Here is a 14,140-nt window from a genome sequence, read left to right as displayed (position 1 = left end):
TTTGTTCAAACTTTACACTCAAAAAAATTAATATGTATATTTAAAATACCAAAAAACCTGCAACCATTTGAAGTATATCGCAAATCCGGATTTCAGAGGGGCTGTTCGGTCGACGTATTGCCTGCGTATGAAATCGCAGTGGCTCGGCGGGGCAAAACTAGTTGTCCTCTTGCTTGTCGTCCTGGGACAGGATTGTATCTGCCACCGTAGTCGCTGCAGTCACGAAGATACCGAGCCCAACGATGATGTAGAAAATTGTAAATATTTTCCCTGCCGCTGTTTCAGGAGAAAAGTCACCGAACCCAACGGTCGAAATTGTCACAACAGAAAAATAGATAGAGTCAAGCCAGCTCCAACCTTCGACATAACGGTAAAACACCGACGCCCAGAGGATCATGCCAGTAGTGAATGCTAGAAGGCCCTTCACCCTGCCATCTTTAAAGGCGACGCCTATACCTCGCGTAATTCTCGTTAGTGAATTCATAACGTAAGAATACCAAGGGATTTATACATACATAGAATTTTTTGAATTTTCTTGCATTTTTCCAAAACCCTGTTGCGCTCCCACCGTGTGTGTCCGGCAGGAATGTTAACCAATTTCTCGCTAATTCGCTTCGGGATTACTCAAGTCAATTCTGTTTTTAATCACCCGGCAAAGTCGGCAATGGGCTCGGCAGAGTCATGCGGTGCACTCGGCGTGAACGACTGCTTCGCGGACAAAGCCGCCGTTCATTCTCTCCCTTGGACTGCGCCAATTTTCAGTCCAAGGGGATGATTTGCGCGTTTAAATTCGACAGAACGTTGTCTTTGAATTCAAGCTCACTGGCTTTCGTCAGAGCTATTGATTGCCGGCACGGCTGGTGAGTTCCTCCATAACGTTGTCGAGGTTAAAGCTGCCGGGTTTTTGCCTTGGCGGAAATTCCTCGAAGCTTTGAAGCCATTGCCCAACGTAGGCGGAGGCCGGAGCTATCGCGAACATATGCTCGAGGAACCAGCGCTGGTATCCCATAGCGTTCTCTTCCTCGGCTCTCTCGAACGGATCACTCCGTAAGTTTGAAAGCATCGGTGCGCGCAACACCTCGAAAGGTGAGAGCCAAACATCAAGTCCATGTGCGTTCTGTTTTAGAAATGTCACCTTGTACTGTTCATAGCGCAAGGCGGCTACGCTGCCATCGTCAGTCCAATAAATGAATTCACTGCGTGGCCAATCATCAGTTTCACCTGAGAGCGACGGAAGTAGATTGTAGCCGTCCAGATGTGCCTTGTATTGGCGACCGATCGCTTCAACGCCACCATCAAGTAGCCTTTCTTTGATGTCTGGCTCGCCGACAGAAGCCATAATGGTTGGCAACATGTCCGCATGTGAAGCTACGCCATTGATCTTCGATCCCGGCTCGATGACGCCCGGCCACTTGATGACCGTCGGGACACGATAGCCACCTTCCCATTGCGTGTTTTTCTCGCCGCGGAAAGGTGTAGTACCACCGTCCGGCCACGTGAAGGTCTCGGCTCCGTTGTCTGTTGAATACATTACGACAGTGTTTTCGGCGATCCCAAGCTCCTCAAGTTTATCAAGTAGTACACCGACGTGCCCATCATGCTCGACCATGCCGTCAGGATAAACACCAAGTCCCGTCACTCCGTCGGAGTCTTCCTTAAGATGCGTAAAAATGTGCATGCGAGTGGAATTCCACCAAAGGAAGAAAGGCTTGCCCTGCTCAACAGCTCTATCCATGAAGTCCAACGCACTTGCCGTGACTTCTTCGTCAACGGTTTCCATGCGTTTTTTTGTAAGCGGCCCGGTATCCTCGATCGAGCCATCTGCGGTTGACTTGATCACCCCGCGCGGGCCGAAATTCTCCCTAAAGGTTTCATCCTTGGGATAATCTGGATTTTCAGGCTCTTCTTCTGCGTTGAGATGGTAGAGATTCCCGAAAAATTCATCGAAACCGTGATTGGTGGGGAGGTGCTCGTCACGGTCACCTAGATGGTTTTTGCCAAACTGGCCTGTCATATACCCGTGGTTTTTGAGTAGTCCAGCGATGGTGGGGTCTTCCACGGGCATGCCCTCAGGTGCGCCAGGAAGGCCGACCTTCGTCAAACCCGTACGAATGGGAGATTGTCCAGTTATGAAAGCCGCTCGTCCTGCAGTACAGGACTGCTCTCCGTACCAGTCAGTAAATAGCGCGCCTTCTTTGGCTATACGGTCGATGTTGGGTGTCTGATAACCCATCATGCCATGGTTGTAGGCACTAATATTCCAAAACCCAATGTCATCTCCCCAAATAATCAGGAAGTTCATAGGAGGTTCATCTTGTGCGTAAACGGCCGTAGCGGTTGCGGCAAATAATGCCGCTACTATGGTGGATTTTGTTTTGTACTTCATATTCGTCCTCCCAAAATTTCTTGTTATCACCGAATAACCTACCACAAATTCGAAGTTTTTTGTTGGGACCCCTGTGGTTTCCAGGATTTCAGGCGGAAATGCGCAAGTTAATTAAAAAAATCCTGTCGACTTAAATGGCTTTACTAAACGAACTGACCGATACCTTTTTCCAGCGCTTCAAACACGTAATTGGTCACGACTGAATTCGCCGCATTTCGGAACCACGCCAAAGCGTTTGCTGGACCACTTTTTCTTCTGCTTCGGAATCGATGCTGACATTCGCCTGAATATCGCGAGCGATCGCTATGCGGACAATGCTGCCACTCGCAGTCGCATTATTAAATCGGAAACAGACCTTTGTAACATCCGATCACTTGTGAACAGTTTATATAAAACACTGTGATGCAAAGATCATTTCAAAGGACGAAGCTGTACGAACTGGAGCTTCATGTTTTTTGCGCGACAATATAACGACTCTGGAGCATCGAGGCTTGATCAGAAGTATAAAGAACTTCAAAGCCTGCGGACGCAATTTTCCTCTCAAGTGCCGATCCAGACACGAAGTTCACAAATGGGGCTTTCCCAAAAGCCTGCATGATTGGGATTGCGATCCGACTGATCATCGCAAACTGGAAACCACCGCTCTCAGGCGCGCAGACGGTTTTGGATATGAAAAGCCCACCCGGTTTTGTCAGCGCAGCAATGTGCTCGAGCGCTTGGTCCAAATCGGGCAGAAGATGAAGCAAGTTATGCGCCAAGACGGCATCGTAAGAGCCTTCGTCAAGACTGTGCTCAAGAACGTCGGCCACCTTGAAAGTGACATTCTCCAGCCCTTCTTTATCAAGCTTCTCATCGGCAATTTCGATCATGCCCGGAGCGAGATCCGTGGCAGTGACATGGGCGACACGCGGCGCAAGCAGCAGCGCGGTTGAACCCGTCCCGCACCCGATTTCCAGTACGTTGTCCTCGGCATTCAGGTACGACTTCGTCAGCTCGAGTGTTTTCAGATACCCTTCCATGTTGCGGATTGGGTCTGCCGCATACTTTCGCGAGATTTTACTCCAGAATGCAGCATCCTTGGATAAAGCAGCCATTTCATTACTCTCTTACAAGGTTGTTGCCGTATCCTTTACTTCCAAACAATCATTTATGAAATTGCCACAATCCGCAGAAGTGTTATGCATAAATGCATGAACTGGAAAGCCATCAATTTCGACTGGAATCAGGTACGGTCCTTTCTCGCGACAGCCGAAGAGGGCTCGTTTTCCGCAGCGGCGCGCGTTCTTGAGCAAACTCAACCCACTGTCGGCCGGCAAGTTGCCGCGCTGGAAATGGCACTTGGCATCACCCTGTTCGAAAGAGTCGGCAAGTCGCTTAATTTGACGACTGCTGGCGCCGAGCTTTTGTTGCATGTCAGAGAAATGGCGGATGTGGCGAACAGGATTTCACTTACTGCGACAAGTCAGTCGCAAGCTGTTGAAGGTCAAGTCAGGATCACTGCGTCCGATGTGATGTCTGCCTATCAGCTACCGCCTATACTGAAAAAGATCCGACTTGCAGCACCGCGACTGGAGATAGACATCGTTGCTGCAAATGACATACGAGACATACAGCGACGTGAGGCTGATATCGCCATCCGACATGTACGTCCGACGCAGCCGGATCTGACGGCAAAGCTTGTCGCCGAGGCCACGGCACATTTCTACGCGGCACCTTCGTACCTTGATCAGGTTGGACGGCCAAAAAATGAAGGCGAACTCGCTAAGTTGGACTTTGTCGGATTTGGTGACATTGACACGATGATCGGTTTTCTTGATCCGGCGGGCATTAAGGTCACCCGAAAAAGCTTCCGGGTCGGCTCACAAAGCGGGATTGTATCCTGGGAGCTGGTGCGCCAAGGGTTTGGCATATGTGTAATGTCGGATGACGTGGCTGCCCTAACACCCGGCGTCGAGCGCGTGCTCCCCGATCATGAGCCGTTTAAGTTCCCGATTTGGCTGGCGACGCACTCCGAGCTACATACCGCACGAAGGATCAGGTTGGTGTTTGATCAACTGGCGGACCAACTTAGCGCAGGGACCATCAGGTAATCCGGGAGTTCGCTCTATGTTAAAGGCTATTCCAACGCTCCACTTGTTATGCGGCAAAATTGCTTCAGGAAAATCAACTCTGGCAGCGAGACTTGCGAAAAGTGACGGGGCCGTGCTCATTTCAGAAGATGAATGGCTTAGCGCGCTGTTTGGGGATCAAATGAAGTCCCTGCAGGATTATGTAGACTGCGCTTTGAAACTGCGACTGCTCATGGGTCCTCACGTGGCTGCTCTGCTGAAGGCTGGCGTTTCGGTCGTTCTCGATTTTCCAGCGAACACAATTGAAAACAGGGCCTGGATGCGCGACCTGCTGGAAGACACTGCTGCGCAGCACCACCTTCACTTTTTGGATGTGTCAGATGAGGTTTGTCTGCACCGGCTGCACAAGCGCAACAAAGAAGGCGCGCACGCATTTGCAGCGACGGAAGATCAATATCGGCGTATTGCGCGGTATTTTGTGCCACCATCACCCGAAGAGGGTTTTAGCATCATAACTCACCGTCAGTAGCACCAGACTTTCGAAATGTCGCGGCGGAGCTAAGTGTTTTTCGGCCGCCTGCTCTGAGTCGACGATTGGCCAAATGTTTACAGTCAGCTTTCACTAGGCCGCAGGTACGGAGATTGCGTGACAAAAAAGATGTATCCCGGTGCATCCTTCTTAAGTCATGGCAACGGCAACGCGGGCAGCGTCGTTCACGTCGATTATCGGTAGTGTACGTCGCTGGCAGGCATGGGCAACACATCGGCAAATGCCGGCTCCAACAACCATCTCCAGAATAGTTTTGCGCCGACAATACAGCACGGGTGATGGGAAAAGGCACTGATTATTCTTCACATACGTTGTCAAACCAGTCCCGGCTTGGTTTCACCTGATCCAATCATTCAGCGACTTCACGGATCTGGCGCATGGCCTCGTCCATACCCCCTGAAATAAGTCTGCAAAATGTGTTAGAAGACACTGTCATAAGATCGTTATGCAATACCGGCAACTATTCTCATTGCCAGCCAACTCGAAAGGTGACCCATGTCTTTTTCCAACCGCTCGTCAATTTCGCGTCGCCAATTTCTTGCAACAACAGCCGGTGCAGCGGCCATCACCTTGCATCCTTTTTCAGTTTTGGCATCCAACATTCAAGCGCATCTGCGCATCATGGAAACAACGGACATCCATGTTCATGTGTTCCCCTATGACTACTATGCCGACAAACCCCGTGACACAGTGGGCTTGTCCCGTACGGCCTCAATCATCAACGAAATTCGCGCTGAGGCGACAAATTCGATCTTGGTCGACAACGGTGACTTTCTTCAAGGGAACCCAATGGGCGACTACATCGCCTATGAGCGTGGCATGAAAGAAGGGGACGCGCACCCCATCATCAACGCTTTCAACACGGTTGGCTATGATGCTGCAACTCTGGGCAATCACGAATTCAACTACGGGCTGGATTTCCTGGAAAAATCACTCGCGGGCGCAGAGTTCCCGGTCGTTTTGGCCAATGTTGCAAAGGCACAAGGCGCAACTCCGCGCGACGACAAAACGCTGATTAAACCATATACAATTATCGACCGTGAAATCGAAATGGGTGATGGGACCAAGCACTCAATCAAAATCGGTGTCATAGGTTTTACGCCGCCGCAGATCATGAACTGGGACCGAAAGCATCTGGAAGGCAATGTTCAGGCCCGCGATATTGTTGAAACCGCGCGGGCATACGTGCCAGAGATGAAGGAACAAGGATGTGACCTAATCATCGCCCTTTCACATTCTGGGATCGGCGACGCCAATCATGTGGACGGTATGGAAAACGCCTCAGTCGTTTTGGCGGGTGTTGACGGAATCGACGCTCTGGTCACGGGGCACAATCACCTTGTCTTTCCCTCGCCGACATTTGCGGACCGACCCGGCATTGACGTCGAAAAGGGCACCCTGATGGGTAAACCTGCTGTTATGGGCGGCTTCTGGGGCTCACATCTTGGGTTGTTGGACCTGCTGCTGGAACGGGAAGGAAATGAGTGGCGCGTGGTTACTACCACGTCCGAGGCCCGCGCGATTTCCAAACGCAATGAAGACCGCTCAATCACCGCTTTGGTCGGAGACGATCAGAAGGTTCTCGACTCGGTTGCGAAGGATCACGACGAAACGCTCGCCTATGTCCGTCGAGCCGTTGGCAAAACATCTGCCCCGTTGCACAGCTATTTTGCATTGGTTGCTGATGATCCGTCTGTACAGATCGTTTCGATCGCACAGAAATGGTATGTCGAAGAAATGCTGAAAGGCACCGAGCACGAAGGATTGCCGATCCTGTCAGCGGCGGCGCCGTTCAAGGCGGGTGGTCGCGGGGGCCCCGACTACTACACCGACGTCCCGGTCGGGGATGTTGCTATCAAAAATGTGGCTGATCTGTATCTCTATCCCAACACAGTGCGCGCGGTGCGAGTGAACGGTGTTCAACTGCGTGGTTGGCTGGAGCGTTCGGCCGGTATGTTCAACCAGATCGAGCGAGGCTCAGAGGATGCGGTTCTTCTGAATCCAGAGTTTCCATCCTACAATTTCGATGTGATGGATGGCGTAACATACCAGATCGACCTGTCGCAGCCGTCGCGCTTTGGGCCAAAGGGGGAAGAGGTGAATCCCGATGCGGCCCGAATTGTGAACTTGTCCTTCCAAGGCGAACCGGTCACCGATGACATGGAGTTCATCATCGCCACAAACAATTATCGTGCATCGGGTGGCGGTTCATTCCCCGGCGCATTGGGTGATACAATCGTGTTCGAAGCCCCGGACACTAATCGCGACGTTATCGTGCGCTATATTGTCGAACAGGGAACGATCAACCCAAAAGCGGACGGCAACTGGTCATTTGCTCCTTTAAAGAACACAACCGTGCTATTCGAGACCGGCCCAAAGGCCCGAGACTACATCGCCGATGTCAAAGGCGTTTTAATCGAAGACGCCGGAGATGGTGCAGATGGCTTCGCGGCATTCCGCATCAAGCTCTAGTGCAATCGCATGTGCGTACTTTGAGGAAGTCGGAAGTCAACGAAAGCAGCTACCATCAGGCTTACGCTGAACGCCCGCATGCGACTTTCAAAGGCTATAAGCGGTTAGAAATGAACGTTTGATCTGGGCCCGGAGCAGTCCTCGTTGCGCAGTGCATCAGTGAATGCTCTGCGGACAAAGCCGCTGTTTGGTTCCGCCGTAAACGAGACTAAGACGCGGCGAGGGATTTGGGTAGTTACACACCAATTCAACCAAGTACAGACGCTCTTCGCGGAAACAAAAACGAGGTTGACAGCAAGCATATGAGAATGGTCGCATGAGTTATAATCTGATTAGCTGGGAATATAGCCATGAATGTTCCTTTCAGTGCGACCTTATTCTTTTGTCTCTGTTTGTCCTCGACCTCTGCTTGGGCACAGGAAACCGCCGAGGGTGGACAAGTTGGTGAAATGACCATCTCGGGGGCCGACATGCATGCCCCTGCATCAGATGCGTTTTCGCCTTATGCAGGACGCGACTTTCCAACTAGACCTCTTTGGGGCGACACCCACTTGCATACATCGCTCTCACTCGACGCGCGTGCGTTTGGTGTACTTCTTTCGCCTTCAGACGCGTTTCGGTTTGCGCGTGGAGAAGAAGTAACTACTTCTCACGGCCTACGGGCGAAGCTGTCTCGCCCGCTGGATTGGCTCGTTGTTTCAGACCATTCAGACGCGATGGGCGCAATGAACGAGATCGTCGCGGGGAACGCAACTTTGATGGGCGATCCAACGTTACGCGACTGGAACGACAGGTTGAACCAAGGAGGGAATGTTGCCCTTGGAGCGACAATGGAGGTTATCGAGACTTTCGCTGGAATTACCGGTGAAGCTTTGCCGGAGGCGATTTCTGACCGTCGTTTCGTACAGTCAGTTTGGGATGACTTTACGGAAACTGCAGATGCTTATGATCAACCGGGATCGTTTACCGCGTTTATCGGCTACGAATGGACCTCGACGGAAGGTGGCAACAACTTGCACCGCAATGTCATCTATAGGGACGACAGGATTCGGGCGCGGCAAATGTTGCCGTTTACGACTGCCGAGACATTCAATCCGGAAGATCTGTGGGATTGGATGGAAAGATATGAAGAAACGACAGGCGGGCGCGTCCTTGCATTGGCGCACAACGGAAATGTTTCTAATGGTTTGATGTTTCCTGTCGAGACAAACCCCGATACCGGCAAACCGCTCACAGGAGATTACGCGGAAAGACGCGCCAAATGGGAGCCACTGTACGAGATCACTCAGATCAAAGGCGACGGCGAGGCCCACCCGTTTCTGAGCCCAAATGACGAGTTTGCAGATTACGAAACGTGGGACGTCGCAAACCTTGGCCCTGTCCCCAAAGAAGACTGGATGTTGCAGTACGAGTATGCTCGCGAGGCTTTAAAAAATGGCCTGAAGCTTGAGGCGCAGCTTGGGACCAACCCTTACAAGTTCGGTGTCGTGGGATCTACAGACAGTCACACGGCTTTGGCGACAGCCCAGGAAGATAACTTTTTTGGTAAGCACTCGGGCGTGGAACCTGAGCCTGGGCGTTGGCAGCATGTTGTCGGCGAGTTTGAAGCGACCAAAATTCTGGGCTGGCAGATGGCTGCCTCTGGTTATGCGGCGGTTTGGGCCGAGGAAAATACACGAGCATCTATTTTCGACGCGATGGAACGCAAGGAAGTATATGGGACAACAGGTAGTCGGATCACGGTACGTTTCTTCGGGGGATGGAATTTCGAAGAAAACGACGCTCAATCGCGGCTTCCTGCGAAGATTGGTTATGACAAAGGCGTACCCATGGGGGCAGATCTACCGGAAGCGCCCGGTGATGCCTTAGCGCCAAATTTTCTCGTCGCCGCACTCAAGGATCCGTACTCGGGTAATCTGGATCGTATTCAGATAGTCAAGGGCTGGGTAACAGAAGACGGTGAGACACAAGAAAAGGTTTTTGATGTCGTCTGGTCCGGCGATCGGGATCTCGGCGCGGAAGGCAAGCTGCCGCCTGTCGGCAACACCGTGGACGTCGAAACCGGTACGTTCACGAACTCAATCGGATCGCCAGAATTGATAACCGTCTGGTCTGACCCCGAATTTGATCCGGAACAAAAGGCTTTTTACTACGCGCGCGTGCTGGAAATCCCCACGCCGCGATGGACGGTTTACGAAGCTATTAGGTTCGGCGACGAACTACCCGAAGAAGTACCGACATCCACACAAGAACGGGCTTATACTTCGCCCATTTGGTACACTCCGGAGGGATAGCACTTCACCAAAAACGCGCTCATGTTTCAGGGCGAAGATGGGTTCATTGTAGTCGTTCGCCCGAATATCGCGAGCGATCGCTATGCGGACAAAGCGCCCCTTCGCTGCGGCTACGCCAATGGTTGCTTTGACGATTGCCGCATTATCAAAAACGGTCGAATTGGGTTTGAAGTGCGTGCACCGCCCTGAGTTGATCGATGTAAATCTTAGAATTCCCGGTCACGCATCCTTCATTGATAAGCGGGGTATACCGTGCTCACTTATTCCCAGGACTTTTACGGAGATAGTATCTCCTTCTGAAACTATCTCACTGGGATGCTCTAAGCGCGAGTTCGAGAGTTGTGAGACGTGGACAAGACCATCAAAAATCATCCCATCATAGGAGATTTGCGCATAAGCGCCAAAATCGACGATATGGATCACTTTGGCGGGCAAAACTCGACCCTGAAACTCGCTCAGAAGCCTCTCTTTGTCATATTGCCGCTGTGCCGTTCCCGGTTCTGGTTCTCAGCATTGTGGGCAGGATTGAGCCCTTCGACTGACTTCTTTGCCGCATGATGGACAGGCAATTAGGTTAGGCAAACGGCGAACCTCAAGGAGGTGAAACGGTTTGCATAGTCTCGGAATGGGAGCCGCCAGTGTCAACACATTCCTTGGGAAGATAAGTGCCCCGAACCCATCACAGTCTCTACTCAAAGTGGCAGAACTCAGGTCGGTTTGTTGCAAAAACGGTCGATTCTGTCACTTTTCGCACCATCACCGAAATCGTTCATAAATCTTGTGTCACGAACCATTGACAAAATCGCTTTTGATTTTGTGACATTTTGGCCTGTTTTTTTTGAGACCAGACGCTCATGATCAGTGCAGCATCGGTCAATACGGGCTCGAAGCGATCATTCGCTATAGAGCGTGCGGATGTCCGTTTTAACCGTGTTATAAATATCCCGGCGCAAGAACATAGTAAGAACAATTCTTTCTTTGCGGAAGTTTTTCCCTTACGATTTCGATAAAATCTGGTGCCGCTGAAGGGCATCCAAAACTAAAATCTTGGAGCACCATGGAACACCCATCTTGCTCTAACCATGTCTGAAATATACATTTATTTGTTTCACGCCATACCATTCTGTACCACTATACCCCATATCTAGGGGTGGGTAGAAAGGTGGATATAGAATGGCACGGCCAAAACACAAACTTTCCAGCGCTGAACTCAAGGCTAAAGCCCCAGGCAAGTATTCGGACGGGGGCGGTCTATGGTTTCACAAGCGGCCCGATGGCGGCGCGCAATGGTTTCTGCGCTACACCCTGTTCGGGCGGCGGCATGAAATGGGGCTTGGCAGCTTCCCGGCGGTTTCGTTGAAAGCAGCGCGGCAAGCAGCCGAGAAATGGCAGGCGGTGGTGCGGGTTGGCAAAGACGCCATAAAGGAGCGGGGACGCCAGAGCCGCGAAGCTCAACGCAATCTCAACATTCTGGCCGACATCGCCAAAGACGCCTTTGAAAGCCGCAAGGCCGAATTGAAAGGCGACGGGAAGGCTGGGCGGTGGTTCAGCCCCTTGGAACTGCACGTTTTGCCGAAGCTGGGAAAAATGCCCGTATCGCAGATTGACCAGCGCGACATACGCGACACCCTTGCTCCGATCTGGCACACCAAGGCCGATACGGCGCGCAAAGCCATGAACCGCCTGTCTATCTGTATGCGCCATGCGGCAGCGCTGGGCTTGGACGTGGATCTGCAGGCGACGGAAAAGGCTAAAGCCCTATTGGGCAAGCAAAGGCACAAGGTGACCAATATCCCGGCCATGCCGTGGAAGGATGTGCCCGCGTTCTATCAATCCTTGGATGGCGGCACGACCGCTGAACTGGCGCTGCGCCTTCTGATACTGACAGCGGTGCGTAGCTATCCCCTGCGTTACCTGCACCTTGACCAGATCGACGGTGATATCTGGACAATCCCCGCAGAGGCCATGAAAGGGCGCAAGGGTGCGACAAGTGATTTCCGGGTGCCGTTGTCGAAAGAGGCCCAAAGTGTAATTGCTGAGGCCACTCCGTTTGCGAGAGATGGCTTCCTATTCCCCGGTGTCCGCAAGGGCGTGATATCGGACATGACCATGAGCAAGCTTATGGAGCGGCGCGGCATGGTGGAGCGTCCGCACGGGTTTCGATCCAGCTTCCGCGATTGGGTTGCCGAGGCGACCAATACCCCGCACGATATTGCAGAGACGGCGCTGGGCCATGTTGTCGGCGGAGCTGTGGAGCGGAGTTATCGACGAACGGATTTTCTTGAACAAAGAAAAACGCTAATGGATCGATGGGCGCGGCAACAATTGGCTAAAGCGGACCAGAAGATTGTACAGCTATGAATCGTTGCTTCTATATTAACCAAAACGACGGAAGTATTAAACCGACGGCTGTTCAAAGCCTCGATATTCTGGCGTTCTACGCATACGACGACAAAAGTGCGTTGCAGGCGCTTCAGCTTTTGCAATCAGAGTTTCATAGCCATCATTCTGACCCTAAGAATTGGCGTTTCAGCGATGTGACTCAGAGTGTATTGCACGCTCTAAATAAACGCTCTGCACAAGTGTATCTGTCTGGCATAGTTGCGTTGATAATGGCGCACTTAAATGAAGACGGCAGTCCAACAAGCATCAACGAAGCGAGTAAAATCGCATCTGAGCTAGCGTACAGCTCCGACAAGATACTGTTTAAGGTACCTAAACCCAACGGGTGGGATTACCAAGAGAAAGCTATTGTTGGAGACATCTCCACGATCAAATCCTATTTCCGAAAATACAGGTCAGCAGCACATATTTGTGCGGCAAAAACTCTTATCGGGGCTGATAGTGGGCCCTCACATCCTATGGTCCAACCACTGCCTAAAACACTCAAGTTGGTGTCCACCGTTTTGCACTATCAGCGAATTATCGAAGCTTGGCCTAGCGTATCAGACTGGAACTTATGGAAAGTGCAGTTTGAAGGCGGCACGATTGAGAACAGTTACCCACCGGTTACACCGTCCAACGAATTAGTAAGTCAGATACGTAGTTTGAGGCCTAGCTGACACGGATTATAGCAAGTGGGGGAAGTTGATAGTCCCCTAGGGGAACATCTTGTTTCCTTATTCCCCTATTCGAAAAAATGGCCGACCTTTTGTGTACCGCGCAGCACAAAGGAGCGTTCTCAGATGCGTTATCTCACCTTCCGCGACCTGCAAGAAAAACTCGGTGGCCGAGGCCGCACCACTATCTACCGCGACGTGGAATTGGGCCGATTGCCCAAGCCCGTGAAAATCGGTTCGCGCCTGTATTGGGCCGAAGCTGATATCGACGCTGCAATCGCCGCACATAGGCAATAAGACCCACCCCACCCAGACCTGGCGCCTGGGCGTGGGGCGGGAATGTTCTTTGCGGGAACGTCTGCACCATACGCCCAGCGCCTTGTTTGCTCAACAACGAAGGGCACACGGTTATGAGCAGCAATCAATGGTATTCAAACCAGAGACGGATTCTCTGGACGTGCAAGGCGCTATTGGACGAGCGCATAATTTCACACAAGACCGAAATCCGCGAAGTGAGCGTTTGGCTGGCCCTGATGACCCAGAAAGGGTGCAAGTAATGGCAAGGCCGTACAAACGTCAGAAAAAGGGGACTGGGCGTCATGTCCAGCTTCCTGAGTGGCTGCAAGCGTCTGAAGCCTGGGCAACCCTGCCACCGGGTCCAAGGGCGCTCTACGTCGAACTGAAACGCCGCTACAACGGATCAAACAACGGCGATATCATTCTAAGCCACCGCGACGCGGCAACGGCGTTAAACGTTCACCGCAACACGGTTGGCCCTTGGTTTCGTGAACTTCAGCAACGCGGGTTCATTACCATGACAAAAGCCCCGCATCTTGGTCCGTCTGGTATCGGCAAGGCATCAGTCTGGGCGCTGGGCGAAGTGCCGACACGCGACGGAAAACCAGCAACGAAGCGTTTCGTGTCTTGGCGGCAAAAACAGAAGCCCCGCACAAAAAACAGGACACTCCGTCCCAATGGTTGTGACGGTTGGGTGGTGGTTGAGCCAGTTTGAATCGAGGCCGTCCTAAATACTGTGACGCCAAACCGGAAATTGATCCGAGAGGCGTCACAAGAAACAGGACACATATACATATAGCCATGGGGCTCAGCACGGGGGCAACGTCTGCTTTGACGTCCCTCTGACTGCTTATGTGCGGAACCGGACTTTGGTTTGAACAGGACCATGGTCCGAGTAGCGGACTTTGCTGCCATTCGTATTATAACTCCAAATGACCGCAGTCAGCCTATTTTGTTGAAAAACTCTTCCTTGATCGGTGCATGAACTGCTGATTCAATTCTTCCAATGGGTG

General features: G+C 51.9%; 14 protein-coding genes. 9 read left to right on the top strand and 5 right to left on the bottom strand.

Going from position 1 to position 14,140, the window contains the following annotated elements; translation table 11 throughout:
- Window positions 1-157: 157 nt before the first annotated feature.
- From GOW04_RS16935 to GOW04_RS16925, 3 genes are all read right to left on the bottom strand, one after another.
- The gene (locus GOW04_RS16935; RefSeq protein ID WP_371807936.1) at window positions 158-427 is read right to left on the bottom strand and encodes a potassium channel family protein; all 270 of its coding nucleotides are present in this window, start codon (window positions 425-427) and stop codon (window positions 158-160) included.
- A gap of 411 nt (window positions 428-838) precedes the next feature.
- Complete coding sequence (locus GOW04_RS16930) at window positions 839-2,386, bottom strand: arylsulfatase (RefSeq protein ID WP_171233367.1); 1,548 nt, start codon at window positions 2,384-2,386, stop codon at window positions 839-841.
- Window positions 2,387-2,832: 446 nt separating this feature from the next.
- On the bottom strand, window positions 2,833-3,480 hold the full coding sequence (locus GOW04_RS16925; RefSeq protein WP_171233366.1) for a class I SAM-dependent methyltransferase: 648 nt from the start codon (window positions 3,478-3,480) through the stop codon (window positions 2,833-2,835).
- A gap of 96 nt (window positions 3,481-3,576) precedes the next feature.
- Here GOW04_RS16925 and GOW04_RS16920 point away from each other — a divergent pair, with 96 nt between their 5' ends.
- On the top strand, window positions 3,577-4,476 hold the full coding sequence (locus GOW04_RS16920) for a LysR family transcriptional regulator (protein WP_171233365.1): 900 nt from the start codon (window positions 3,577-3,579) through the stop codon (window positions 4,474-4,476).
- 16 nt (window positions 4,477-4,492) lie between these two features.
- Complete coding sequence (locus GOW04_RS16915) at window positions 4,493-4,984, top strand: ATP-binding protein (protein ID WP_171233364.1); 492 nt, start codon at window positions 4,493-4,495, stop codon at window positions 4,982-4,984.
- 464 nt (window positions 4,985-5,448) lie between these two features.
- Here GOW04_RS16915 and GOW04_RS22020 read toward each other — a convergent pair whose 3' ends face one another.
- Complete coding sequence (locus GOW04_RS22020; protein WP_254430193.1) at window positions 5,449-5,607, bottom strand: hypothetical protein; 159 nt, start codon at window positions 5,605-5,607, stop codon at window positions 5,449-5,451.
- Window positions 5,608-5,626: 19 nt separating this feature from the next.
- On the opposite strand from GOW04_RS22020, the gene GOW04_RS16910 reads away from it, so the two are divergent.
- The gene (locus tag GOW04_RS16910; RefSeq protein ID WP_254430192.1) at window positions 5,627-7,477 is read left to right on the top strand and encodes a bifunctional 2',3'-cyclic-nucleotide 2'-phosphodiesterase/3'-nucleotidase; all 1,851 of its coding nucleotides are present in this window, start codon (window positions 5,627-5,629) and stop codon (window positions 7,475-7,477) included.
- A 350-nt stretch (window positions 7,478-7,827) separates the two neighbouring features.
- The gene (locus GOW04_RS16905) at window positions 7,828-9,771 is read left to right on the top strand and encodes a DUF3604 domain-containing protein (RefSeq protein WP_171233362.1); all 1,944 of its coding nucleotides are present in this window, start codon (window positions 7,828-7,830) and stop codon (window positions 9,769-9,771) included.
- A gap of 219 nt (window positions 9,772-9,990) precedes the next feature.
- Here GOW04_RS16905 and GOW04_RS22295 read toward each other — a convergent pair whose 3' ends face one another.
- On the bottom strand, window positions 9,991-10,194 hold the full coding sequence (locus GOW04_RS22295) for a S1 RNA-binding domain-containing protein (protein WP_171233361.1): 204 nt from the start codon (window positions 10,192-10,194) through the stop codon (window positions 9,991-9,993).
- Here GOW04_RS22295 and GOW04_RS16895 point away from each other — a divergent pair.
- The 5 genes from GOW04_RS16895 (at window position 10,120) to GOW04_RS16875 (ending at window position 13,842) form a co-directional block, all read left to right on the top strand.
- Window positions 10,120-10,329: a hypothetical protein gene (locus tag GOW04_RS16895; RefSeq protein ID WP_171233358.1), complete on the top strand. Its 210-nt coding sequence runs from the start codon at window positions 10,120-10,122 to the stop codon at window positions 10,327-10,329. The genes GOW04_RS22295 and GOW04_RS16895 overlap by 75 nt on opposite strands.
- Before the next feature lie 615 nt (window positions 10,330-10,944).
- Window positions 10,945-12,132, top strand: coding sequence for a site-specific integrase (locus GOW04_RS16890; protein WP_171120897.1), 1,188 nt, complete (start codon window positions 10,945-10,947; stop codon window positions 12,130-12,132).
- Window positions 12,129-12,833, top strand: coding sequence for a hypothetical protein (locus GOW04_RS16885; RefSeq protein ID WP_171233360.1), 705 nt, complete (start codon window positions 12,129-12,131; stop codon window positions 12,831-12,833). Before GOW04_RS16890 ends, GOW04_RS16885 begins: the two co-directional genes overlap by 4 nt.
- Before the next feature lie 123 nt (window positions 12,834-12,956).
- Window positions 12,957-13,127, top strand: coding sequence for an AlpA family transcriptional regulator (locus GOW04_RS16880; RefSeq protein ID WP_171120901.1), 171 nt, complete (start codon window positions 12,957-12,959; stop codon window positions 13,125-13,127).
- A 127-nt stretch (window positions 13,128-13,254) separates the two neighbouring features.
- Entirely contained in the window at window positions 13,255-13,842 is a 588-nt protein-coding gene (locus GOW04_RS16875) for a hypothetical protein (protein WP_253282529.1), read from the top strand.
- Window positions 13,843-14,140 lie beyond the last annotated feature (298 nt).

The organism is Ruegeria sp. HKCCA4812, assembly GCF_013034245.1.
Classification (GTDB): domain Bacteria; phylum Pseudomonadota; class Alphaproteobacteria; order Rhodobacterales; family Rhodobacteraceae; genus Ruegeria.
Note: the sequence above shows the minus strand (reverse complement) of the source record. Positions and strands in the feature narration are given on the sequence as shown.